Raw genomic sequence first — 22,396 nt, forward strand, 5'->3', positions numbered from 1 at the left:
TTATGGATGTACAGCAGTTTTTTGTCGTTGCCGTTTTTTTCCTTATCCCGATATTTTGTTTCCGCGAAGCATGGAAAGGCTGGCGCGCAGGCGCGATTGATAAACGGGTTAAAAATGCACCGGAACCGGTGTATGTCTGGCGAGCAAAAAATCCCGGACTCTTCTTCGCTTATATGGTGGCATATATCGGCTTCGGAATTTTATCTATCGGCATGATTGTTTATCTTATTTTCTATCGTTAATATTTTCTCTTTTCTGTTAATTATTGAGAATAATTATTACTTCACTCAATAAGCTGCGGATATAACATTCTGAACCGCAGCTATTTGTGAATCCTTTCACAGTTTAAATTTCCCCACGCGCATAGCCTTAATATCAGCACGCAATATTTATACTCTAAATAATTCAAGTTGCAGGAAGGCGACAAGTGAGTGAGTCCCCAGGAGCTTACATAAGTAAGTGACTGGGGTGAGCGAACGCAGACGCAGCACATGCAACTTGAAGTATGACGAGTATATTTAGCGTTCGCCTTAATTACTCATAGCATTAAGGAAGATCACATGCCGCAACAAAATTATCTGGATGAACTCACTCCGGCTTTTACACCGTTACTGGCGATTAAAGAAGCCTCTCGCTGCTTATTATGTCACGACGCTCCCTGTAGTCAGGCTTGCCCGGCACAGACCGATCCGGGGAAATTTATTCGCTCAATCTACTTTCGTAATTTTAAAGGCGCTGCCGAGACAATTCGTGAAAATAATGCCCTCGGTGCCGTTTGTGCCAGAGTGTGCCCGACGGAGAAATTATGCCAAAGCGGTTGTACCCGTGCCGGTGTTGATACTCCCATTGATATCGGCCGCTTACAGCGTTTTGTTACTGATTTTGAACAACAAACTGGGATGGAAATTTATCAGCCCGGTACTAAAACGCTCGGCAAAGTCGCCATTATTGGCGCAGGTCCTGCCGGATTGCAGGCCAGTGTGACGCTGACAAACCAGGGTTATGACGTCACGATCTATGAGAAAGAAGCACAACCCGGTGGCTGGTTGCGTAACGGCATTCCGCAATTCCGGTTACCGCAATCAGTACTGGATGCAGAAATCGCCCGTATTGAAAAAATGGGCGTGACCATTAAGTGCAATAACGAAATCGGTAAAACACTCACCCTGGAGCAGCTGAAAGCGGAAAACCGCGCGGTACTGGTCACCGTGGGGTTATCTAGCGGTTCCGGGCTACCACTGTTTGAGCATAGCGACGTTGAGATTGCCGTCGACTTCTTGCAACGTGCACGACAGGCGCAAGGCGATATCAGCATTCCACAAAGCGCATTAATTATCGGCGGCGGTGATGTCGCGATGGACGTAGCCAGCACGCTGAAAGTTCTCGGCTGTCAGGCGGTAACTTGCGTAGCGCGTGAAGAGTTAGATGAGTTTCCGGCAAGCGAAAAAGAGTTTGCCAGCGCTCGGGAGCTGGGCGTTTCGATCATCGATGGATTCACGCCAGTAGCCGTGGAAGGCAATAAAGTCACGTTTAAGCATGTACGGTTACCGGGCGAACTGACGATGGCGGCAGATAAAATTATTCTCGCCGTCGGTCAGCATGCCAGACTGGATGCCTTTGCGGAGTTAGAGCCGCAGCGTAACACCATCAAAACACAAAATTATCAGACCCGCGATCCGCAAGTCTTTGCTGCTGGCGATATTGTTGAGGGTGACAAAACCGTGGTCTATGCAGTGAAAACCGGGAAAGAAGCCGCCGGGGCGATTCATCACTATTTAGAGGGAGCTTGCTCATGTTAACGAAAGATCTTTCGATTACTTTTTGCGGCGTGAAGTTTCCCAACCCGTTCTGCCTCTCTTCTTCGCCGGTAGGCAACTGCTATGAGATGTGTGCCAAAGCCTACGACACAGGCTGGGGTGGCGTGGTGTTTAAAACGATCGGTTTTTTTATCGCCAACGAAGTCTCGCCGCGTTTTGATCATCTGGTGAAAGAAGATACCGGTTTTATCGGCTTCAAAAATATGGAGCAGATTGCTGAACATCCGTTGGAAGAGAATCTGGCCGCCCTGCGTCGGCTGAAGGAAGATTACCCGGACAAAGTATTGATCGCTTCGATCATGGGGGAAAATGAGCAGCAATGGGAGGAGCTGGCGCGCCTGGTGCAAGAAGCTGGCGCGGATATGATCGAGTGTAACTTCTCCTGTCCGCAAATGACTTCTCATGCGATGGGTAGCGATGTCGGGCAAAGCCCGGAGCTGGTAGAAAAATATTGTCGGGCAGTAAAACGTGGTTCCACGCTGCCAATGCTGGCGAAGATGACGCCGAATATCGGTGATATGTGCGAAGTGGCGCTGGCGGCGAAGCGCGGCGGCGCAGATGGCATTGCGGCGATTAACACCGTTAAATCAATCACCAATATCGATCTTAATCAGAAAATTGGTATGCCGATCGTTAACGGTAAATCGAGTATTTCCGGTTATTCCGGTAAAGCAGTGAAACCGATCGCCCTGCGCTTTATTCAGCAAATGCGCACCCATCCAGAACTGCGCGATTTCCCGATCAGCGGTATCGGCGGCATTGAAACCTGGGAGGATGCGGCGGAGTTTTTATTGCTCGGCGCAGCAACGTTACAGGTGACCACCGGCATTATGCAGTACGGGTATCGGATAGTGGAAGATATGGCGAGCGGGTTGTCGCATTATCTCGCCGATCAGGGATTTGATTCGTTGCAGGAGATGGTAGGTCTGGCGAATAACAATATTGTTCCGGCGGAAGATTTAGACCGCAGTTATATTGTCTATCCCCGTATCAATCTCGATAAATGTGTTGGCTGTGGACGCTGTTATATTTCCTGTTACGACGGCGGTCACCAGGCGATGGAATGGAGCGAGAAAACACGCACGCCGCATTGTAATACCGAGAAATGCGTGGGTTGTCTGCTTTGTGGTCACGTCTGCCCGGTGGGTTGTATTGAGCTTGGGGAAGTGAAGTTTAAGAAGGGAGAGAAAGAACACTCTGTAACGTTGTAAAACCAGCGACGCATCCGGCATTTGGCACCGATTGCCGGATGCGACGCATCCGGCAATACCCACAATCACATCACTTCTTACGCGCGTATTTCAGTGAATCCAGCGCCACGGCGAAGATAATAATCGCCCCTTTGATGATGTACTGCCAGTACGGGTTTACACCGATGTACGTCAGGCCATAGTTGATGACGGTAAAAATAATTACCCCGGTCACCACGCCAATCACCGTCCCCACACCGCCGCTGAACGATACGCCGCCTACCACGCACGCCGCGATAGCATCCAGCTCATACATAAAGCCGAGGTTGTTGGTGGCAGAGCCGATACGTCCGGCTTCTAACATCCCGCCGAAGGCATAGAACACACCAGACAACGCGTAGATCATCAGCAGGTTCAGGCCGACGTTGACACCAGAAACTTTCGCCGCTTCCGGGTTACCGCCGATAGCAAAAATGTTCTTGCCGAAGCGGGTTTTGTTCCACAACACCCAGACGAACGCCACCGCAATCAGCGCGTAGAAGGTGATGTAAGAGAGACGGAAACTCCCCAGCGCGACAAAGCCCTGAGCAAAGGTAGAGAAGCCACTGTCAAAACCAGAAATTGGCGACGCCCCGACAAAGTCGTAATAGAGCGAGTTGATGCCATAGACGATGATCATCGTGCCGAGCGTGGTAATGAACGGCGTCACGTTGAGATAAGCGATAATCAGGCCGTTGATCAAACCGATCACCGCACCAATGGCACAGACAATCAGAATAACCAGCGCAATCGGCATCGTCGCCATTTCCGGGAACACTTTGTTGGCGTTATCCATGGACTGCAATAACGTCGCCGCTACTACTGCCGCCAGCCCCACCTGGCGACCTGCAGAAAGGTCGGTCCCCTGGGTGACAATTAACCCTGCCACACCGAGCGCGATAATAATACGCACCGATGACTGGGTGAGAATATTACTTAAGTTCAACAGACTTAAAAATGTTGGGTCCTGGAAAATAATAATTGCCAGCAAAACTAAAAGAACGACGTAAATACCGCCCTCTTTCAGGTAAGTAAGAAAACTTTTCTTATTTAACGCACTCATGGGAAGCCCCTAATCTTAAAGGTGCAAAGACGCAAGACGCAGAATTTCGTTTTGCGTTGTTGTTTTTGTATCGACAATTCCAGAAACGAGACCATTGCTCATGACCAGAATACGGTCTGTTATCCCTAACAACTCTGGCATTTCGGAGGAGATAATAATAATCCCCTTGCCTTTCTTCGCCAGCTCGGCAATTAACTGATAAATCTCAAACTTCGCCCCGACATCAATACCGCGCGTCGGTTCATCGAGCATTAATATTTCTGGTTGCGTTAACAGCCAGCGACCAATAATCACCTTTTGCTGATTACCACCTGAGAGCGAACCAATTTGCGTCCGATGCCCCGGTGTTTTTACCCGCATCGAATCAATCACCCACTGGGTATCGCTTTTCATCCGCGAGTTATCCAGTAAACCAACTTTATTTTTGTAGTTGCGAATATTGGAAATTAACGAGTTAAAACCGATATCCAGATAGGCATAAATTCCCGTTGAGCGGCGCTCTTCAGTTACCAGTGCAAATCCGTGGTTTATGGCTTCGTTGGCATTATGGTTATTGATCTTTTTGCCGTGCAACGTAATGGTGCCAGCCGATTTCTCGCGAATACCAAATAACGTCTCAACAATATCGGTACGTTTCGCCCCCACCAGACCGGCAATACCGAGGATCTCCCCTTTATGCAGATCAAACGAGACATCGCGAATCGACGGCTGGCGCAGTGACGTCAGGTTACGCACTTCCAGAATCACTTCGCCCGGCTTGTTTTCTTTGTCAGGGAAACGTTGGTTAAGAGAACGCCCAACCATCATGGCGATGATCTTGTCCATCGTCAGCCCTGCCAGCGGTTCGGTAGCGATCCACTGACCGTCGCGCAATACGGTAACTTCATCACATAACTGGAAGATTTCTTCCATTTTATGCGAGATATAAACAATACCGCAGCCGCGCTCTTTTAATTTACGAATAATAGTGAACAGATGATTGACCTCTTTTTCGGTCAACGAAGAAGTCGGTTCATCCATAATCACAATTTTCGCGTTATAGGAAAACGCTTTGGCGATTTCGATCATCTGCATTTGCGAAACGGATAATGTGCCGACGCGCGCACGCGGATCGATATCAATATCCAGTTCATCAAAAATCGCTTTGGTTTCACGGTACATTTTGTCCTGATCGACAAACATACCTTTGGTGGGATATCGCCCCAGCCACATGTTGTCCATCACCGAACGTTGTAATACCAGGTTTAACTCCTGGTGTACCATCGAAATACCATTTTCCAGTGCTTCTTTGGCAGAATGGAAATCGATCTCTTTACCCTGGAATAAAATGGTGCCGGAGTCTTTTTGATAAATACCAAACAGGCATTTTAATAATGTCGATTTTCCTGCACCGTTTTCCCCCATTAATGCATGGATAGAATGTGGCCGGACTTTTAAATTAACGTTATCAAGTGCCTTAACACCAGGAAAGGACTTGTTGATACCGCTCATTTCCAACAAGTATTCCCCGGAGGACGGAGTCGTTGAGCTGACCATATAATTTTACCTTGTTGGTCATACAATAAGGGCGCAGTAATAGACTGCGCCCAATCAGTCTTATTTCTTGCTGAATTCAGCCAGGTTGTCTTTATCTACGCCAACATAAGGTACGCGGACCACTTTGTTGTCGATTTTCCAGTTGGTGCCATCAGCCGCACCTTTGCCATCGGCCAGGTTTTTCGCCAAATCAAAGGTCGCTTTCGCCTGGTTGTTAGCATCGTTCAGTACGGTGCCCGCCAGTGCACCGGATTTCACCAGCGCCAGCGCTTCTGGCAGCGCATCGACGCCAAACACCGGAATGCTGGACTTGTTGTGTGCTTTAAGTGCTTCTACCGCGCCCATTGCCATCGCATCGTTGTTGGCGATAACCACTTCGATTTTGTTGGCGTTCGGGCCAGACAGCCAGGCGTCCATCTTATCTTTCGCCTGAGCGGTATCCCACATAGCGGTATCTAACTGTAACTGTTCAGTTTTGATGCCTTTGTCGTTCAATTCTTTAATCACGTAAGTGGTACGTGCTTCTGCATCCGGATGGCCCGGCTCACCTTTCAGCAGTACGAACTGAATCTGACCGTCTTTGTTCAGATCCCACCCCTGATTCGCCGCCCAGTGTTTAGCAATCAAATCGCCCTGAATAATGCCGGACTCTTTGGAGTCAGTGCCAACGTAGTAGGCTTTGTCGTAGCTATCCAGCGCCTTACGAGACGGTTCTTTGTTGAAGAAAACCACCGGCACGTTTTGCCCACGCGCTTTCTCAATCACCGTACCCGCAGCTGCCGGGTCAACCAGGTTGATTGCCAGTGCCTTCACCCCTTTCGCCAGCAATACGTCGATCTGATCGTTCTGCTTGGACTGGTCATTCTGAGAATCATTCATCAGCAGCTGAACATCTGGCGCGGCTTTCGCATCTTGCTCAATAGCCTTGCGCACCACAGACATAAAGTTATCGTCGTACTTGTAGATTGTTACACCAATGCGAGTATCAGCAGCGTGTGCAGCGGCACCGAATAACATGCTGGCCATCACAGCAGACAGGGTTAACACCTTCTTATTCATGGTATCTCCGGTTTTTCTTATGCAGGGTAGTGCTTGAGATAAATGCTCGGCGGGGCAGTAGAGTTAATGAAGTGTTACTGAACGCCGAAGCTCACTTTTTAAAATTCGTTCTTCCATGCCCGGTAACGCTCCAGAAAACGGCTTTAATTGTTGTTATGACGCTATTACCTCGGTGAAAGTGATTATTCACTGTTACATACGGGTTACAACGTTAAAACGGTGCAATCATAGCTATCGCATTGTTAAGATACTGTGAAATCACTCACAGATTGAAAGCGGTTACATCGCCAGATTTGTTGAGTTAGTGATCGCCGCCGCATTCTGGCGTGTTGCGACAGAATGGCGACGCACTAACGTCGGCATAAAACAGTGGCTGGCACGAGGATCAATATTGCCTGCTGCCCCCTGCAAGGCCAGTTCGGTGGCTAATTTCGCCATTGAAGCAATGGGATAACGTACGGTCGTTAATTGCGGGTCGGTGTAACGGGCGATGGGAATATCATCGAAACCGATGATTGAGAGATGTAACGGAATCGCAATGCCATTATCTTTTAATGCTGTCAGTGCGCCAGCAGCCATATTGTCGTTATAAGCAAATACAGCGGTAAGTTGTAGATTGCGCCCCAGCAGTTCAACCATCGCCGCCTCACCGCCCGGCATGTCCGGCGTACCAGTGCCAATCCAGCTTTCCGGCGGAATAATATCCTGCTCTTTCAACGCACTCATCCAGCCTGCTTTACGCATGGCGTCATCTTCAATGCCGTGGCTGGAAGAAAGATAACCAATACGTTGATGACCGTTATTCAGCAACATGCGCGTCGCCATTCGGGCACCGCTGAGATTATCCAGGCAAACGCAACGATGGGCGTACCCCGGCACAACGCGGTTGATTAACACCATACCGGGAATGTTATCCATAAATTGCGCCAGTTCATCGTCACTCAATGCTTTTGAGTGAACAATCAATGCATTACAACGCTGGCGAATTAACACCTCAATGGCGTGACGCTCTTTTTCCGCTTCATGATAGCTATTGCCGATTAGCACGTATTTCTGATGCTGCTGGGCGACCAGATCCACCGCTTTTACCAGCGCGCCGAAAAACGCATCAGAAACGTCCATCACCACCACGCCAATGGTGTCGCTAACCTGAGTTGCCAGCGCCTGGGCATTGGCGTTTGGTCGATAATCCAGCTCACTCACGGCTTTCATTACTGCTTCACGCGTGTCGGCACTGACCAGCGTGCTGTTATTGAGCACTCGGGAAACCGTTGCCACAGAGACGCCAGCCTGACGCGCTACATCACGAATGGTGATCATATTCACTACCTGTTATGAGATTGCAGTAAATGACTGCTTGCTGGCGGCTATTTTGTCAGCACTGAATACAGGACTTCGTGAATCGAGTCACAGCAATGGAAACGGTTACAGCCATTTTGTTAACGAATGTGATCCAGATCGTTATCTTGATGTTTTAGATATTGCCGGTCCGGCAGCACGCAAAGTTAACTGACGCCAGAGCCATTCCACCGGCCCCTGGCGGAAGTAACGCAGCCAGATAACAGAGAAGAGGATATTCGCCAGCCATACCGGAATAACAAACGCCAGCAGCTCCAGACGGTCAAAATGCATAAACAAACCGAGGTGGTAAAAAAGCGTGGTACAAATCAGCGTTTGCAATAGATAGTTGGTCAGCGCCATCCGTCCGACGCAGGCGATCGCAAGCACCAGCTTAAAGCGGCTTAATTGCGGCCAGAAGCCATAAAACAGCGACGCATAGCCAATCGCCTGAAACGGCGCACTCAGTTCCCGCGGCATTTGAAGTAAGAAGGCGCACCAGCGATACGCCCAGTCCAGCCGCCATTGCAGGGCGATAGCAGGAAGGTTAATGATCACCCCAATCGCCACCAGCACAAAACCAGTACGACGATAGTGACGTAAGCTGAACTGCCCTTTCAGCCAGCCGCTGCGCATCAGCGCCGCACCAATGAGCATCATCCCTGCCAGTTGCCAGCCATACTGTGCGCCCAGTGCCAGTAAACTGTTGCCAACACCATCGGCACGATTACCGATCGCTTCAACGCCGCCGTGAAGCTTCCAGTATTTTTCATACAAAATAGCCGATGCATCAGGTGTCCAGGCGCGGCTGGTCTGGCTATCGGAAATCAACCCCAATAACAGCAAAACGCCAAGCCCCACCAGATAAAGCATGACGCCTGTATTAAACAGGCTTTTTACCGATGGCGCATCGCGCACCAGCCGCCAGCAGATTAAGCCCACCAGCCCGTAAGCCAGCAGAATATCGCCGTCCCAGAACAATAAACCGTGAATAAAGCCCAACAAGACTAACAGCGTTAACCGCGACTGGATCCAGCGTCTGCCACGGGGCAGCAACATTTGCAGGCCAGCACCAAACAGCAGCGCAAAAAGCGTGAGGAATTTCACCTGGCCGATGAGATCGAGAAATGCCCAGGTCCATGCATCCTGCGGCGTAATAGCACCGTACCAGGCGGGATTGAGATAAGCCGCCTTTGGTAGCCCAAAGGCGCTGATGTTTAATAGCAGGATCCCCAGAATGGCGACGCCGCGAACAAAATCGAGCGTGACGTTGCGCTCCATGGTTCCTGCCTTTTAATCAGTTGTGATGACGCACAGCGCGCAGAAACTCGTGGCGCGTATTCTGACTGGATTTGAACAATCCACCAAGAGAGGTCGTTGTCGTGGCACTGGTTGCATCGCGGATGCCACGCGCCTTCACGCAGTAATGCACCGCGTCGATAGAAACAGCCACGTTATTGGTGCCCAACAGCGTTTGTAGCGCAATGAGAATTTGCTGCGTCAGACGTTCCTGCACCTGCGGACGCTGGGCAAAGAACTGCACGATACGGTTAATTTTTGACAGACCGATCACCGAATCTTTCGGGATATAAGCCACCGTCGCTTTGCCATCGATGGTAACAAAATGGTGTTCACAGGTACTGGTCAGAGTGATATCGCGCACGGTGACCATTTCATCGACCTTCATTTTGTTTTCAATGAGGGTGATTTTCGGGAAATTGGCGTAATCCAGACCGGAGAAAATTTCATCGACATACATTTTAGCGATGCGATGCGGCGTTTCCATCAAACTGTCATCAGCCAGGTCGAGATTCAGCAGCTGCATGATTTCGGTCATATGACCAGCAATAAGGCTTTTGCGCGTTTCGTTATCCATTTCATGCACGGGCGGGCGCAGCGGTGTTTCCAGTCCTCGCGCAACTAACGCTTCATGAACCAGGGCCGCTTCTTTACTGAGTGATGGCATTTATGATTTCTCCTGCAGGTGTGACGCCTCCGCCCTGCGTGGGGGCAAAGTTATTAAGCTGATTTACAGCCTGATTATTGTGCGTGAGGCGGCGCACATAATCCAGTATTCACAGCGATAATTATTGTAATTGCCGCTGCCTTTCATCAGCAGATGTTAAAACATCGTTATGCAAATACGGAAGTGAAAGTTACTCACAGCACATTGAATAAACGGTATGATGAAGAAATTGCAAACAACACAACAAGGAGCCACGCATGGAAATGCTCGAAGAGCACCGCTGTTTTGAAGGCTGGCAGCAACGCTGGCGACACGACTCCAGTACCTTAAACTGTCCGATGACGTTCAGTATCTTTCTCCCACCACCTCGTGATCACACCCCGCCTCCAGTGCTGTACTGGCTTTCCGGATTAACCTGCAATGACGAGAACTTCACCACCAAGGCGGGTGCCCAGCGCGTGGCGGCAGAACTGGGGATTGTACTGGTGATGCCAGACACCAGCCCGCGCGGCGAACAGGTTGCCAACGACGATGGCTACGATTTAGGCCAGGGCGCAGGCTTTTATCTTAATGCCACGCAACCGCCGTGGGCGACGCATTACCGGATGTATGATTATCTGCGCGATGAATTACCGGCGCTGGTTCAGTCGCAATTTAATGTCAGCGACCGCTGCGCCATTAGCGGTCATTCAATGGGTGGTCACGGTGCGCTGATTATGGCGCTGAAAAACCCGGGCAAATACACCAGCGTTTCCGCCTTTGCGCCAATTGTGAATCCGTGCAGCGTCCCGTGGGGAATCAAAGCGTTTAGCCGCTATTTAGGTGAGGACAAAAATGCATGGCTGGAATGGGACAGTTGCGCGCTGATGTATGCCAGTAACGCGCAGGATGCGATCCCGACGCTTATCGATCAGGGCGATAATGATCAGTTTCTTGCTGACCAACTGCAACCTGCAGTACTTGCAGAAGCCGCGCGCCAGAAAGCATGGCCGATGACGCTGCGTATTCAGCCGGGATATGATCACAGTTACTACTTCATCGCCTCTTTTATAGAGGATCACCTGCGCTTCCATGCGCAGTATTTACTGAAGTGAAAGTCCGCCCGGTTCGCCGGGCATCTTCTCATCAGAAGCGATAATCCACTGCCATAAAGTAACGACGTCCGTCTTCGTTATAGCTGTAGTCGTCACGACTGAGATCCTTGTCGCCAAGGTTCAGCACGCCTGCGCGCAGTTTGACGTCTTTAGTCACCTGCCAGGCCGCGCCGGTATTCCAGATGGTATAACCGCCAGGTGTTTTAGCCGTCGCGCTGTCGGCTCGTTTCTGCCCGGTATAGTGACCAGAAACATAGAATGACCAGTCTTCCAGCGCCAGCGGTTTCCAGTCCAGCGTACCGTTAGCGGTATGGAACGGCAGATCGGATAGCGGTTTGTTTTCGCCGTTGCTGACATCACGACCATCGTTGTAGGTGTAGTTGAGTGACAGTTTCCATTCATCGTTGAACGGAATTTTCAGTTCGGTTTCCACGCCCTGAATACGAGCTTTGTTAACGTTGTAGTAGCTAAATACCGGCACACCGTTCGCTGTAAAACCAACAAAGTTTTGGTAGCCCGGTGCAGCATTGACGTCAGACGTACGGCTGATGCTGATACGATCTTTCACATCGTTACGGAAAACGGTAACGCTGGATTCAACCCCTTCCAGCCAGCCTTCTTCACCCATGTAGTAAAGCCCCAGCTCCCAACTTTCGCTGGTTTCTGGTTTCAGATCCGGGCTACCCACAATCTTACATGCGCCACGGCAGGAATTGCTCGTCCAGTCAGGGCTAAGTTGCAACAGAGAAGGTGCTTTAAATGCCGTCGCCCAGCCCCCTTTCACCGTTACGGTGTCGGTGGCGTTATAAACCAGGTAGGCACGCGGACTCCAGTGTTCACCGTAGGTTTCGTGATCGTCCATACGCACGCCGGTCGTCAGCGCCAGCGGCTCGAAGATCCGCCATTCATCTTCCACAAACAGCGCGTACTGGCTGGCAGACGTTTTGGAGCTGGTTCCCCCGGTCAGGTTCACCGCATCGCTAAGTTTGTCGTGACGCCATTCACCGCCAACCGTGAGAAACTGATTAATCGCCGTCAGCGGCAACGTGTATTTGCCGTCGACCGTATTGCTTTCGGAAGTTATCGGGCTGCTGTTGCCAGGGTTTTTGTTCTCGACTTTCTCACCGTAGTATTTCAGTTCGCTGGTGCCGTAATCCCAACGCCCATTATGGCTGACGGAGTAGTTCTGGCGTTCCAGGCGGTTTTTGTCCAGCGAGTCGGAATCACGATCCTGACGGTCGAAACCGTATCCGGCAGTAAAATCGTGATTTTGATTCGGTGTCCAGGCAAATTCGACATTGCCGTCGCGGCTGGAGAATCCTTCAATACGCGGCGTATCTCCGGTATCGGTGGTCGTTGAGTTTTGCGGGTCATCCTTTTCACGTTTTGCCAGGCTGCCGTAAGCTTTCATTCCCAGCACACCATCAATTAATGGTCCACTGGTAAAGAACTGACCGTTATAGGTATCACCGCGATCGCGATGTTCCTGAATGGTGGTATCGACGGTAACGGTACCCGACCATTTCTGACCGATTTTTTTGGTGATGATATTCACTACACCGCCGAGCGCATCGGAACCGTACAGCGACGACATCGGGCCACGGACCACTTCAATACGTTCGATGGAATCGACCGGGATCCAGTTCAGATCGAAATCATTGTGGCGGAAGACGGCATTGCGGGAGTTAACGCGTTTACCGTCGACAAGAATCAGGGTGTAGCTGCTGTCCAGACCACGAATACTAACGCCCTTACGGTTATCCCCTTCGTTCGTCAGTTGTACGCCAGGCACTTCTTTGAGGACATCCTTCAGATTCTGTACCGGTTTTCGCTGCAGGTCTTCCTGGGTAATGACGCTGATACTGGCGGGTGCATCTTTAAGGTTTTGTTCAACGGAAGATGCAGTGACAACCATCGTTTCGCCATCATCATCGACCGCTAACACAGGCCATGCACAAGAAATAGCGGACAAACACAGCCCGACCCGTACGAAAGGGTTCAACCTAAACATTCCATATCTCCATGAGGTAACTACGAAAATAAAATGGGTTATCGCTCACATCTTCTTCACGTCCCCTTGCGTACGGCAGCATCGCGGTGGACTTATTTGTATGCAGGTGATCATCCCAGAAAGCCGGAACAGCCTCTGATTTGTCAGCCTTTTTTGATTGCGGCGTAACGATAATGCAAACGATAACAATTATCAATCCAAATGATAAATTTTATATCCGCATGATTTGTCAGGGAAATGGAATTGAAAAAGCCCTCTCGGTTGAGAGGGCTTAGCAAGGAAGGGAGGAAACTTATTTCTTATCGTTCTGCGGGAACTTCATTTCGCTGTAACGTACGAAGTGTGTTCCTTTAATCAGCTTGTAGCCGAACCAAATAATCAGGAACAGCGGGATACCAATATACGTTGCCGCTACGCCGCCCCAGTCAATGGTATCTTTCAGGAACGCTTCGTAGTTCTGGCCTAAAGTGATAATCAGACACAGAATGAATGCGAAGATCGGCCCCAGTGGGAAGAAACCTGAACGGTACGGCAGATCGTTAATGTCGTGTCCCTGCAATACGTAACCGCGACGGAAGCGATAGTGGCTAATGGCAATCCCCAGCCAGGCGATAAAACCGGTCATCCCGGAGGTGTTCAGCAGCCACAGGTATACCGTCTGGTTGCCAAACATGGAGGTCAGGAAGCACAGACCGGCAATCACCGTCGTCGCATACAGCGCATTACGCGGCACGCCACCACGCGACAGTTTAGCGAAAATGCGCGGCGCTTTACCGTCACACGCCAGGGTGTACAGCATACGAGTAGACGCATACATACCGGAGTTACCCGCTGACAGCACCGCCGTCAGAATAACTGCATTCATCACCGCCGCCGCAGAGAGCAGACCCGCGTGCTGGAACACCAGGGTGAACGGACTAACGCTGATGTCTTTAACATCGTTACGCAGCAGGCTCGGATCGGTGTACGGAATAATCAGGCTGATAATCAGGATCGCGAACACATAGAACAACAGGATTCGCCAGAACACCTGACGTACCGCGCGTGGAATGTTTTTCGCCGGATCTTCGGACTCGCCTGCAGCAATACCGATCAGCTCGGTTCCCTGGAAAGAGAAGCCGACAATCATAGCTACGCCGATCATCGCCGCAAAACCACCAGCAAACGGCGCTTCGCCGATTGTCCAGTTGCTCCAGCCCGCAGGCTGCGCGCCTTTGAAGATACCGATAATCATCAGCACGCCAACGATGATAAAGACAATAACTGTCGTGACTTTGATCAGTGAGAACCAGTATTCCGCTTCACCAAAGCCGCGAACTGAGATGTAGTTCAGCAGGAAGATAACGCCGAGGAACAGCGCACTCCAGATCCAGCCCGGTGTATCCGGGAACCACCAGCTCATGACCAGCTGAGCTGCAACCAGGTCAACGGCGATAGTCACCGCCCAGTTGTACCAGTAGTTCCAGCCCAGCGCGAAGCCAAAGCCTTCTTCAACATAGTTCTGACCGTAAGTGGCAAACGAACCGGAAACCGGCATATATGCAGCCAGTTCACCGAGACTGGTCATCAGGAAGTAAACCATCAGGCCAATCAACATATACGAGAGCAATGCCCCGCCCGGACCTGCCTGAGAAATCGTTGCGCCAGAGGCAACAAAAAGACCTGTACCGATGGAACCGCCAATGGCAATCATCGTCAGGTGACGCGCCTTTAATTCACGGCGTAAGCCCGGCGCTTCTGTAGTTTTAGTTTCGGAACCCATACAAAAATGCTATCCATCTTAAAAATGAGGCGCGATTGTAGCAGACGATTGGCAATCCTTCCGGCAGAAATACACGGTTATAAGACACCTTCATGATCGCCCAGGGATTATAAGTAAAGCAGCCAATCTCTTTTCTGGCGAATGCATGCTGAGGGCGCTGCGTCACGAAATCGACACAGCACCAGCATGTTCTTGTACAGCAACTTAACGCGGTACATTCGCGGGATCGCAATAGTCCAGAAAGCGCCGTAGCGCGTTGGAAAGGTGTTTTTGCCGATGATGTATACGCCACAACGTACGCATCAGGCGCGGCAGAGGGACCGCAACTTCACTTAATGTGCCTGCCTGCAATTGATCTTCAATCACCCGCCGCGACAGGCAACTAATTCCCAACCCATGACGCACCGCATGTTTGATTGCCTCGGAGTTACCTAATTCCATCGCCATCTCAAACTTCGGTAAATGTGACAGCAACAGATAATCGACAATCTCCCGCGTGCCGGAGCCGCGTTCACGCAGGATCCACGGCGCAGCGGCCAGCTGTTCTAAGGTGACAGGTCCACGAGCCAATGGCGAAGTCGGCGCGGCGAAAACCACCAGCTCGTCTTCCAGCCACGGTTCAGAAATGATTTCAGTGCTGTGGCACGGTCCTTCAATAAAGCCAATATCAACGCGGAAATCCAGCACCGCTTGCATCACGTCCTGGCTGTTCCCAACGCTAAGTTCAATCGGCAACTGCGGATAATCATGGCGATAACGGGCGATAACTGCAGGCAGAATGTAGTTACCGATGGTACTACTGGCATAGATACGAATCGCACCGTTGTCTTCGCGAAACAGTTGTTCGATTTCGATCGCCTGTTCAAGCAGTGCCAACGCACGCGGATAGAGCAGTCGCCCGTGTTCATTAACTACCAGTCTTTTCCCCACGCGATCAAACAGTTGCACGCCAAGCTGCCCTTCCAGGTCGGTCAAGGCTGCGCTCACTGCTGATTGCGACAACGCCAGCATCACCGACGCCTGGGTGGTTGATCCACTTTTCAATACTTCTGCAAAAACTTCCAACTGCCGGAGGGTGATGTGCATAGTCGCTTACCACTTATAAAGATTAATTATAAATATATAATCAATTTTATTTTTAAACCAGTTAGTCGTAACCTTATGCCCGGTTAAAGGAGAGGGTTATGACGAATATCACCTTACAGAAACAACATCGTACACTGTGGCATTTTATTCCGGGGTTAGCCCTGAGTGCAGTTATCACCGGGGTCGCCCTGTGGGGTGGTTCCATTCCCGCGGTTGCGGGTGCCGGGTTTAGTGCCCTCACCCTCGCAATCTTGTTGGGGATGGTTTTAGGCAACACCATCTATCCGCACATCTGGAAAAGCTGTGACGGTGGTGTGCTGTTTGCCAAGCAATATTTATTACGTCTGGGTATCATTCTTTATGGCTTCCGTCTGACGTTCTCGCAAATTGCCGATGTCGGTATCAGTGGGATCATCATTGACGTGTTGACGCTGTCCAGTACCTTCCTGCTGGCTTGCTTCCTGGGGCAGAAAGTGTTTGGTCTGGATAAGCACACCAGCTGGTTGATCGGTGCCGGTAGCAGTATCTGTGGTGCTGCCGCGGTACTGGCGACTGAGCCGGTAGTGAAAGCGGAAGCCAGTAAAGTAACCGTGGCTGTTGCAACCGTTGTTATCTTCGGGACCGTCGCGATTTTCCTCTACCCGGCGATATATCCGCTGATGTCTCAATGGTTTAGTCCGGAAACTTTCGGTATCTACATTGGTTCTACTGTGCACGAAGTGGCGCAGGTGGTGGCGGCAGGTCATGCCATCAGCCCGGATGCAGAAAACGCAGCAGTTATTTCCAAAATGCTGCGCGTGATGATGCTGGCTCCGTTCCTCATCCTGCTGGCGGCGCGTGTTAAACAGCTGTCTGGGGCGAACAGCGGCGAGAAAAGCAAAATCACTATTCCGTGGTTTGCCATCTTGTTCATCGTAGTTGCCATCTTTAACTCGTTCCACCTGTTACCGCAGAGCGTGGTGAACATGCTGGTAACGCTGGATACCTTCCTGCTGGCAATGGCGATGGCGGCGCTGGGTCTGACCACTCACGTCAGCGCACTGAAAAAAGCCGGGGCGAAACCTCTGCTGATGGCACTGGTACTGTTTGCCTGGCTGATTGTTGGTGGTGGTGCGATTAACTATGTGATTCAAAGCGTCATCGCATAAACCACTACATCTTGCTCCTGTTAACCCGCTATCATTACCGTTTTCCTCCAGCGGGTTTAACAGGAGTCCTCGCATGAAATACATTGGAGCGCACGTTAGTGCTGCTGGCGGTCTGGCAAATGCCGCAATTCGCGCCGCCGAAATCGACGCAACCGCGTTTGCCTTGTTCACCAAAAACCAACGTCAGTGGCGTGCCGCACCGCTCACGACGCAAACCATCGATGAATTCAAAGCCGCCTGTGAAAAATATCACTACACATCGGCGCAAATTCTTCCCCACGACAGTTATCTGATTAACCTCGGACATCCGGTCGCTGAAGCTCTGGAAAAATCGCGCGATGCGTTTATAGATGAAATGCAGCGTTGCGAACAGCTGGGGCTTTCTTTGCTCAACTTCCACCCTGGCAGCCATCTGATGCAGATTTCAGAAGAGGATTGCCTTGCGCGTATTGCCGAATCCATCAACATTGCGCTGGATAAAACTCAAGGTGTGACAGCGGTGATTGAAAACACCGCCGGTCAGGGCAGTAACTTAGGGTTTAAATTCGAACATCTCGCGGCGATTATCGACGGCGTGGAAGATAAATCCCGCGTCGGCGTCTGCATTGATACCTGCCATGCTTTTGCTGCCGGGTATGATTTGCGTACTCCAGCCGAATGCGAGAAAACGTTCGCGGATTTTGCCCGTATTGTCGGCTTTAAGTATCTGCGCGGGATGCACCTTAACGATGCGAAAAGCACCTTTGGCAGCCGCGTTGACCGCCATCATAGCCTCGGTGAAGGCAATATCGGTCATGATGCGTTCCGCTGGATCATGCAGGACGACCGTTTCGACGGCATTCCGCTGATCCTTGAAACCATCAACCCGGATATCTGGGCAGAAGAGATCGCCTGGCTGAAAGCGCAACAAACTGAAAAAGCGGTAGCCTGAAGATGAACAACCGGGAGAAGGAGATCCTTGCAATTTTACGGCGTAACCCGCTGATTCAGCAGAACGAAATTGCTGATATGCTGCAAATCAGCCGTTCGCGCGTTGCGGCGCATATTATGGATTTAATGCGCAAAGGTCGAATTAAAGGCAAAGGTTACATTCTCACCGAGCAGGAATACTGCGTAGTGGTGGGGACAATCAATATGGATATTCGCGGGATGGCGGATATCCGTTACCCGCAAGCGGCTTCTCATCCCGGTACCATTAATTGCTCGGCAGGCGGCGTTGGACGCAATATCGCCCACAATCTGGCGCTGTTAGGCCGCGACGTCCATTTGCTTTCAGTGATTGGCGATGACTTTTATGGCGAAATGCTCCTGGAAGAAACGCGCCGCGCCGGCGTGAATGTCTCCGGCTGCGTTCGTTTACATGGTCAAAGCACATCGACGTATCTGGCAATTGCCAATCGAGACGATCAAACCGTGCTGGCGATTAACGATACCCATCTGCTGGATCAGTTGACACCGCAACTACTGAACGGGTCGCGCGATTTACTTCGTCATGCGGGCGTGGTACTGGCTGATTGCAACCTGACAGCCGAGGCGCTGGAGTGGGTCTTTACCCTCGCTGATGAGATCCCGGTGTTTGTCGATACCGTTTCAGAATTCAAAGCGGGCAAAATCAAACACTGGCTGGCGCATATTCACACCCTGAAACCCACTTTACCGGAGCTGGAAATTTTATGGGGACAGGCGATCACCAGCGATGCTGACCGTAATGCCGCAGTGAATGCGTTGCATCAGCAAGGCGTTCAGCAACTGTTTGTTTATTTGCCCGATGAGTCAGTTTATTGCAGCGAAAAGGATGGAGAGCAATTTTTGCTGACCGCGCCAGCGCATACGACAGTAGACAGTTTTGGTGCTGACGATGGTTTTATGGCGGGCCTGGTATATAGCTTTCTGGAGGGAAACAATTTCCGTGACAGCGCCCGTTTTGCGATGGCCTGCGCGGCAATTTCACGCGCCAGCGGCAGCTTAAACAACCCTACCCTGTCTGCCGATAACGCGCTGTCATTAGTGCCAATGGTGTAACAATGTTGCCGGATGCGACGCTTAACGCGTCTTATCCGGCCTACAAATCAGGCAATTTCAGCAAGTAAATGTAGGCCTGATAAGCTTGCGCATCAGGCAATGACACTCAAGCTAAACCAATAAAGAACCCGGCAATGGTCGCACTCATCAAGTTGGAAAGCGTCGCCGCCGCCAGCGCGCGTAAACCAAGCTGGGCGATTTCCGGCGCACGGTGTGGCGCAACCGCAGAAAATGCGCCAACCACCACCCCGATAGAACCAAAGTTAGCGAAACCGCACAACGCGAAAGAAATAATCGCCACGGTTTTAGCATCCAGAGTGCCAGCTGTTTGCAGATAAGGTGAGAAATTGAGGTAAGCGACAAATTCATTTATTGCCAGCTTCTGTCCAATCAAACTCCCGGCAAGATTCGCATCACTCCAGTCAACCCCCATCACCCATGCCAGTGGAGCCAACAGGTAACCTAAAATGGACTCCAGCGAGGCATGTTCAAAACCAAACCAGCCGCCAACGCCGCCGATAATACCGTTAATCAACGCAATTATTGCAACAAATGCCATCACCACTGTCGCCACACCTGCGGCGATTTTCAGCCCGGTCATTGCCCCTGTAGCGGCGGCTTCAATAATGCTTTTTGGCGGTGTTTCGGTGAAAGAGAGGTTATTAAAGGAAACCTGCGAAGATTCCGTAGCCGGGCTTAACAGGCGGGCAAACAAGATCCCGCCGGGGATCGCCATTAACGATGCCGCTAGCAGATATTCCACAGGCACGCCCAGTGCGGCGTAACCAATCATTGTCGAACCAGCAATCGAGGCCATGCCACTACAAATAGCCGTAAATAATTCATTGCGATTCAGACGATCGATAAAGGGTTTGACGATTGCCGGAATTTCGTTTTGCCCGAGGAAAATGGTAGTGACCGCGACGAATGACTCAATCTTGCTGATATTCAATGCTTTCTGGAATATACCGCCGAGAATGCGAATTAAGATCCCCATCACACCGATGTAGTAGAGAATACTCACCAGTGCTGTAACGAAGATAATTGCCGGTAATACCCTGAAACCAAAGATAAATCCAGCGCCATCAAATAAGGTGTCCATTTTCGGTCCGACCAGAGAACCAAAGATAAATGCGCTACCCGCGTCGCTGTACGCCATCACTTTATGCACGCCAAAAGCGACTTTTTCAGCGACCCAACGCCCTGGCGGTAACCAAAGCATAATGCCGCCAATCACGACCTGTAACACTAACGCCGCGCCAACGGTACGCAGGCTGATCTTCTTCTTGTTTACTGACAGCAAAAACGCAATTGCCAGCAATACCACCATTCCCAGAACACTTCTCATGACATCCATAGTTATTATCTCTTCATGTCATTTTGGGCGACGGCTTTCTGCCCATCAGAAATAGCCGGGCCTGCATCTTGCGATACTGACCCGGCTTGTTATCAACACTTAATGGGTTTTGATGTAGCCGCGCACGCACTCTTCGACTAATCCCCAGAACCAGTCGGTATCAATAGTGATGCCGACTTTGGTATTAGCGGGCTTGCCAAGAACGCCCAGCTCGTCGCAGACAGTACGCCCATAGCAAGGGCCACTGTTGACGTCCACTTCGACGTACATCTCCTGGGTTTTAATGCCATCAGGGTTAATCAGATAACCGATGCAGGTGGCGTCATGCACCGGGCCGCCAGCCAGGCCGTAGTTTTCGAACTGCGTTTTTAGAGTGAAATTCATGATGTCGCTGAACAGCTCTCCGGCGGGGCCGCCTACCCTTTCCATCCGGGCAATCACGTCCGGGGTGCAAACAGTCTGGTTGGTGAGATCGAGGCCCATCATCACCAACGGAACGCCGGAGGTGAACACCACGCGTGCGGCTTCCGGGTCGGCAAAGATGTTGAACTCGGCAGATGGGGTGAAGTTGCCTGTACCGTAAGCGCCGCCCATTAGCACAATTTCACGGATTTTCGGCAGGATCGCGGGTTGCATACGCATTGCCACCGCGATATTTGAAAGCGGACCAACCGGCACCAGAGTGATATCACCATCGCTTGCCATCAGGGTATCAATGATATATTTCACCGCATGAGTGCTTTCTGCCTGGCGGGTCAGCGGCCCGAATACCGGGCCATCAAGTCCGGTTTCACCGTGAATATTATCGGCAACGATTTGTTGACGCATAATGGGCTGTGGCATCCCCGCATAAACCGGAACATTAATCTCCAGTTTCTGGCAAACATTCAGGCCATTAATTAATGTTTTATCAAGCGTCTGATTACCCGCCACAATGGTGATGCCTAATAAATCAATCACCGGATGTTTCGCGGCCATCATTATGGCAATAGCATCATCATGACCCGGATCACAATCCAGAATAATTTTTCTCTTTTCCATTGTTTATTTCCTCTGTTTCCAGTTGCGTTATTTTTTCTACAGCAAAGAAAATTCGACCGGGCCGATGATTGAATCTTAACAACAGCGTAAGTATGCTAAATATGAGAAATCTCATAGCGGATAAACATCGTGAAAGAAATCCACAATAATGATCTTAAGCAGCAATTGATGAGTGAATCCGCGTTTAAGGATTGCTTTTCAACGGATGTTTCAGCCGATACGCGGCTGTTTCATTTTTTAGCGCGTGACTACATAGTGCAGGAAGGGCAACAGCCGTCCTGGCTGTTTTATCTGACGCGAGGCCGCGCCAGGCTTTACGCCACGCTTGCTAATGGTCGCGTGTCGCTGATCGATTTCTTTGCCGCTCCCTGTTTTATTGGCGAGATTGAGTTAATCGACAAAGACCATGAACCGCGTGCGGTGCAGGCTATTGAAGAGTGTTGGTGCCTTGCGCTCCCTATGAAACATTACCGTCCACTGTTATTAAACGACACCCTATTTTTACGAAAACTTTGCGTCACCTTAAGTCATAAAAATTATCGTAATATTGTTTCTTTAACTCAGAATCAATCATTTCCGTTAGTGAATCGCCTGGCAGCTTTTATATTACTCTCACAAGAAGGTGATCTTTATCACGAAAAGCATACGCAAGCGGCAGAGTATTTAGGCGTTTCTTATCGACATCTTTTATATGTTCTCGCGCAATTCATTCACGACGGTTTATTAATTAAAAGCAAGAAAGGATATCTAATTAAAAACAGAAAGCAGTTGTCAGGACTGGCGCTGGAGATGGACCCGGAGAATAAATTCTCCGGGATGATGCAGTAAAAAATAATCTGCAATAGCGCGATTGCCGGATGCAACGCT

At 50.5% G+C, this 22,396-nt stretch carries 19 protein-coding genes; 8 read left to right on the forward strand and 11 right to left on the reverse strand.

All coding sequences use genetic code 11. The annotated features are described in order from the left end of the window. Positions 1 to 2: 2 nt before the first annotated feature. From G434_RS17695 to preA, 3 genes are all read left to right on the forward strand, one after another. Entirely contained in the window at positions 3 to 242 is a 240-nt protein-coding gene (locus tag G434_RS17695; protein WP_000383096.1) for a DUF2542 family protein, read from the forward strand. 318 nt (positions 243 to 560) lie between these two features. Next, the gene (gene preT / locus G434_RS17690; protein WP_001136377.1) at positions 561 to 1,799 is read left to right on the forward strand and encodes an NAD-dependent dihydropyrimidine dehydrogenase subunit PreT; all 1,239 of its coding nucleotides are present in this window, start codon (positions 561 to 563) and stop codon (positions 1,797 to 1,799) included. Further along, positions 1,793 to 3,028 carry an NAD-dependent dihydropyrimidine dehydrogenase subunit PreA gene (preA, locus tag G434_RS17685; protein ID WP_000956072.1) on the forward strand — a complete coding sequence of 412 codons (1,236 nt, stop codon included), beginning with the start codon at positions 1,793 to 1,795 and terminating at the stop codon, positions 3,026 to 3,028. The genes preT and preA overlap by 7 nt, the downstream gene beginning before the upstream one ends. A gap of 70 nt (positions 3,029 to 3,098) precedes the next feature. On the opposite strand, the gene mglC is transcribed toward preA, so the two are convergent. The 6 genes from mglC to folE form a co-directional block, all read right to left on the reverse strand. Next, positions 3,099 to 4,109, reverse strand: a complete 1,011-nt coding sequence (gene mglC, locus G434_RS17680) for a galactose/methyl galactoside ABC transporter permease MglC (protein ID WP_001275118.1) — start codon at positions 4,107 to 4,109, stop codon at positions 3,099 to 3,101. 15 nt (positions 4,110 to 4,124) lie between these two features. Beyond that, positions 4,125 to 5,645 carry a galactose/methyl galactoside ABC transporter ATP-binding protein MglA gene (gene mglA / locus G434_RS17675; RefSeq protein WP_000255032.1) on the reverse strand — a complete coding sequence of 507 codons (1,521 nt, stop codon included), beginning with the start codon at positions 5,643 to 5,645 and terminating at the stop codon, positions 4,125 to 4,127. Between the two features lie 60 nt (positions 5,646 to 5,705). Then, positions 5,706 to 6,704, reverse strand: coding sequence for a galactose/glucose ABC transporter substrate-binding protein MglB (gene mglB, locus G434_RS17670; RefSeq protein ID WP_001036964.1), 999 nt, complete (start codon positions 6,702 to 6,704; stop codon positions 5,706 to 5,708). Between the two features lie 279 nt (positions 6,705 to 6,983). Continuing rightward, positions 6,984 to 8,024 carry an HTH-type transcriptional regulator GalS gene (gene galS / locus G434_RS17665; protein ID WP_000628658.1) on the reverse strand — a complete coding sequence of 347 codons (1,041 nt, stop codon included), beginning with the start codon at positions 8,022 to 8,024 and terminating at the stop codon, positions 6,984 to 6,986. 141 nt (positions 8,025 to 8,165) lie between these two features. Beyond that, positions 8,166 to 9,323 carry a DUF418 domain-containing protein YeiB gene (gene yeiB, locus G434_RS17660; protein ID WP_000440897.1) on the reverse strand — a complete coding sequence of 386 codons (1,158 nt, stop codon included), beginning with the start codon at positions 9,321 to 9,323 and terminating at the stop codon, positions 8,166 to 8,168. A 16-nt stretch (positions 9,324 to 9,339) separates the two neighbouring features. Beyond that, positions 9,340 to 10,008 (reverse strand): GTP cyclohydrolase I FolE, encoded by a 669-nt coding sequence (gene folE / locus G434_RS17655; protein ID WP_001139613.1) that lies wholly within the window; start codon positions 10,006 to 10,008, stop codon positions 9,340 to 9,342. 257 nt (positions 10,009 to 10,265) lie between these two features. Between folE and yeiG the strand changes: the two genes are divergently transcribed. Further along, complete coding sequence (gene yeiG, locus G434_RS17650; RefSeq protein WP_000425460.1) at positions 10,266 to 11,102, forward strand: S-formylglutathione hydrolase; 837 nt, start codon at positions 10,266 to 10,268, stop codon at positions 11,100 to 11,102. A 31-nt stretch (positions 11,103 to 11,133) separates the two neighbouring features. Here the strand turns inward: yeiG and cirA are convergent, their stop codons facing one another. The 3 genes from cirA to yieE all read right to left on the reverse strand — a co-directional run bounded on the left by cirA (position 11,134) and on the right by yieE (position 15,961). After that, positions 11,134 to 13,113, reverse strand: a complete 1,980-nt coding sequence (gene cirA / locus G434_RS17645) for a catecholate siderophore receptor CirA (RefSeq protein WP_000489223.1) — start codon at positions 13,111 to 13,113, stop codon at positions 11,134 to 11,136. 292 nt (positions 13,114 to 13,405) lie between these two features. Further along, positions 13,406 to 14,875, reverse strand: coding sequence for a lysine-specific permease (lysP, locus tag G434_RS17640; protein ID WP_000534384.1), 1,470 nt, complete (start codon positions 14,873 to 14,875; stop codon positions 13,406 to 13,408). 204 nt (positions 14,876 to 15,079) lie between these two features. Beyond that, positions 15,080 to 15,961, reverse strand: a complete 882-nt coding sequence (yieE, locus tag G434_RS17635; protein ID WP_000548286.1) for a DNA-binding transcriptional regulator YeiE — start codon at positions 15,959 to 15,961, stop codon at positions 15,080 to 15,082. A 98-nt stretch (positions 15,962 to 16,059) separates the two neighbouring features. On the opposite strand from yieE, the gene G434_RS17630 reads away from it, so the two are divergent. From G434_RS17630 to G434_RS17620, 3 genes are all read left to right on the forward strand, one after another. Then, on the forward strand, positions 16,060 to 17,109 hold the full coding sequence (locus G434_RS17630) for a YeiH family protein (RefSeq protein ID WP_000182053.1): 1,050 nt from the start codon (positions 16,060 to 16,062) through the stop codon (positions 17,107 to 17,109). Positions 17,110 to 17,182: 73 nt separating this feature from the next. Beyond that, positions 17,183 to 18,040, forward strand: coding sequence for a deoxyribonuclease IV (gene nfo / locus G434_RS17625; protein WP_000873880.1), 858 nt, complete (start codon positions 17,183 to 17,185; stop codon positions 18,038 to 18,040). A 2-nt stretch (positions 18,041 to 18,042) separates the two neighbouring features. Beyond that, positions 18,043 to 19,131, forward strand: coding sequence for a sugar kinase (locus G434_RS17620; RefSeq protein ID WP_001065010.1), 1,089 nt, complete (start codon positions 18,043 to 18,045; stop codon positions 19,129 to 19,131). Between the two features lie 106 nt (positions 19,132 to 19,237). On the opposite strand, the gene G434_RS17615 is transcribed toward G434_RS17620, so the two are convergent. Both G434_RS17615 and rihB read right to left on the reverse strand, forming a co-directional pair. Next, positions 19,238 to 20,488 (reverse strand): NupC/NupG family nucleoside CNT transporter, encoded by a 1,251-nt coding sequence (locus G434_RS17615; RefSeq protein WP_000382942.1) that lies wholly within the window; start codon positions 20,486 to 20,488, stop codon positions 19,238 to 19,240. Positions 20,489 to 20,587: 99 nt separating this feature from the next. Then, positions 20,588 to 21,529, reverse strand: a complete 942-nt coding sequence (gene rihB, locus G434_RS17610) for a ribosylpyrimidine nucleosidase (RefSeq protein WP_000415440.1) — start codon at positions 21,527 to 21,529, stop codon at positions 20,588 to 20,590. A gap of 129 nt (positions 21,530 to 21,658) precedes the next feature. Between rihB and G434_RS17605 the strand changes: the two genes are divergently transcribed. Continuing rightward, a complete protein-coding gene (locus G434_RS17605) occupies positions 21,659 to 22,357 on the forward strand; it encodes a transcriptional regulator YeiL (RefSeq protein WP_000658598.1) in 699 nt (232 codons plus the stop codon). Positions 22,358 to 22,396: the final 39 nt, after the last annotated feature.

Origin of the sequence: Escherichia sp. KTE172, from assembly GCF_000408845.1 — a bacterium.
Classification (GTDB): domain Bacteria; phylum Pseudomonadota; class Gammaproteobacteria; order Enterobacterales; family Enterobacteriaceae; genus Escherichia; species Escherichia coli.

Coding starts and splice junctions, on each gene's coding strand:
- G434_RS17695 (WP_000383096.1), top strand. CDS start 3: ATGGATGTACAGCAGTTTTTTGTCGTTGCCGTTTTTTTCCTTATCCCG.
- preT (WP_001136377.1), top strand. CDS start 561: ATGCCGCAACAAAATTATCTGGATGAACTCACTCCGGCTTTTACACCG.
- preA (WP_000956072.1), top strand. CDS start 1,793: ATGTTAACGAAAGATCTTTCGATTACTTTTTGCGGCGTGAAGTTTCCC.
- mglC (WP_001275118.1), bottom strand. CDS start 4,109: ATGAGTGCGTTAAATAAGAAAAGTTTTCTTACTTACCTGAAAGAGGGC.
- mglA (WP_000255032.1), bottom strand. CDS start 5,645: ATGGTCAGCTCAACGACTCCGTCCTCCGGGGAATACTTGTTGGAAATG.
- mglB (WP_001036964.1), bottom strand. CDS start 6,704: ATGAATAAGAAGGTGTTAACCCTGTCTGCTGTGATGGCCAGCATGTTA.
- galS (WP_000628658.1), bottom strand. CDS start 8,024: ATGATCACCATTCGTGATGTAGCGCGTCAGGCTGGCGTCTCTGTGGCA.
- yeiB (WP_000440897.1), bottom strand. CDS start 9,323: ATGGAGCGCAACGTCACGCTCGATTTTGTTCGCGGCGTCGCCATTCTG.
- folE (WP_001139613.1), bottom strand. CDS start 10,008: ATGCCATCACTCAGTAAAGAAGCGGCCCTGGTTCATGAAGCGTTAGTT.
- yeiG (WP_000425460.1), top strand. CDS start 10,266: ATGGAAATGCTCGAAGAGCACCGCTGTTTTGAAGGCTGGCAGCAACGC.
- cirA (WP_000489223.1), bottom strand. CDS start 13,113: ATGTTTAGGTTGAACCCTTTCGTACGGGTCGGGCTGTGTTTGTCCGCT.
- lysP (WP_000534384.1), bottom strand. CDS start 14,875: ATGGGTTCCGAAACTAAAACTACAGAAGCGCCGGGCTTACGCCGTGAA.
- yieE (WP_000548286.1), bottom strand. CDS start 15,961: ATGCACATCACCCTCCGGCAGTTGGAAGTTTTTGCAGAAGTATTGAAA.
- G434_RS17630 (WP_000182053.1), top strand. CDS start 16,060: ATGACGAATATCACCTTACAGAAACAACATCGTACACTGTGGCATTTT.
- nfo (WP_000873880.1), top strand. CDS start 17,183: ATGAAATACATTGGAGCGCACGTTAGTGCTGCTGGCGGTCTGGCAAAT.
- G434_RS17620 (WP_001065010.1), top strand. CDS start 18,043: ATGAACAACCGGGAGAAGGAGATCCTTGCAATTTTACGGCGTAACCCG.
- G434_RS17615 (WP_000382942.1), bottom strand. CDS start 20,488: ATGGATGTCATGAGAAGTGTTCTGGGAATGGTGGTATTGCTGGCAATT.
- rihB (WP_000415440.1), bottom strand. CDS start 21,529: ATGGAAAAGAGAAAAATTATTCTGGATTGTGATCCGGGTCATGATGAT.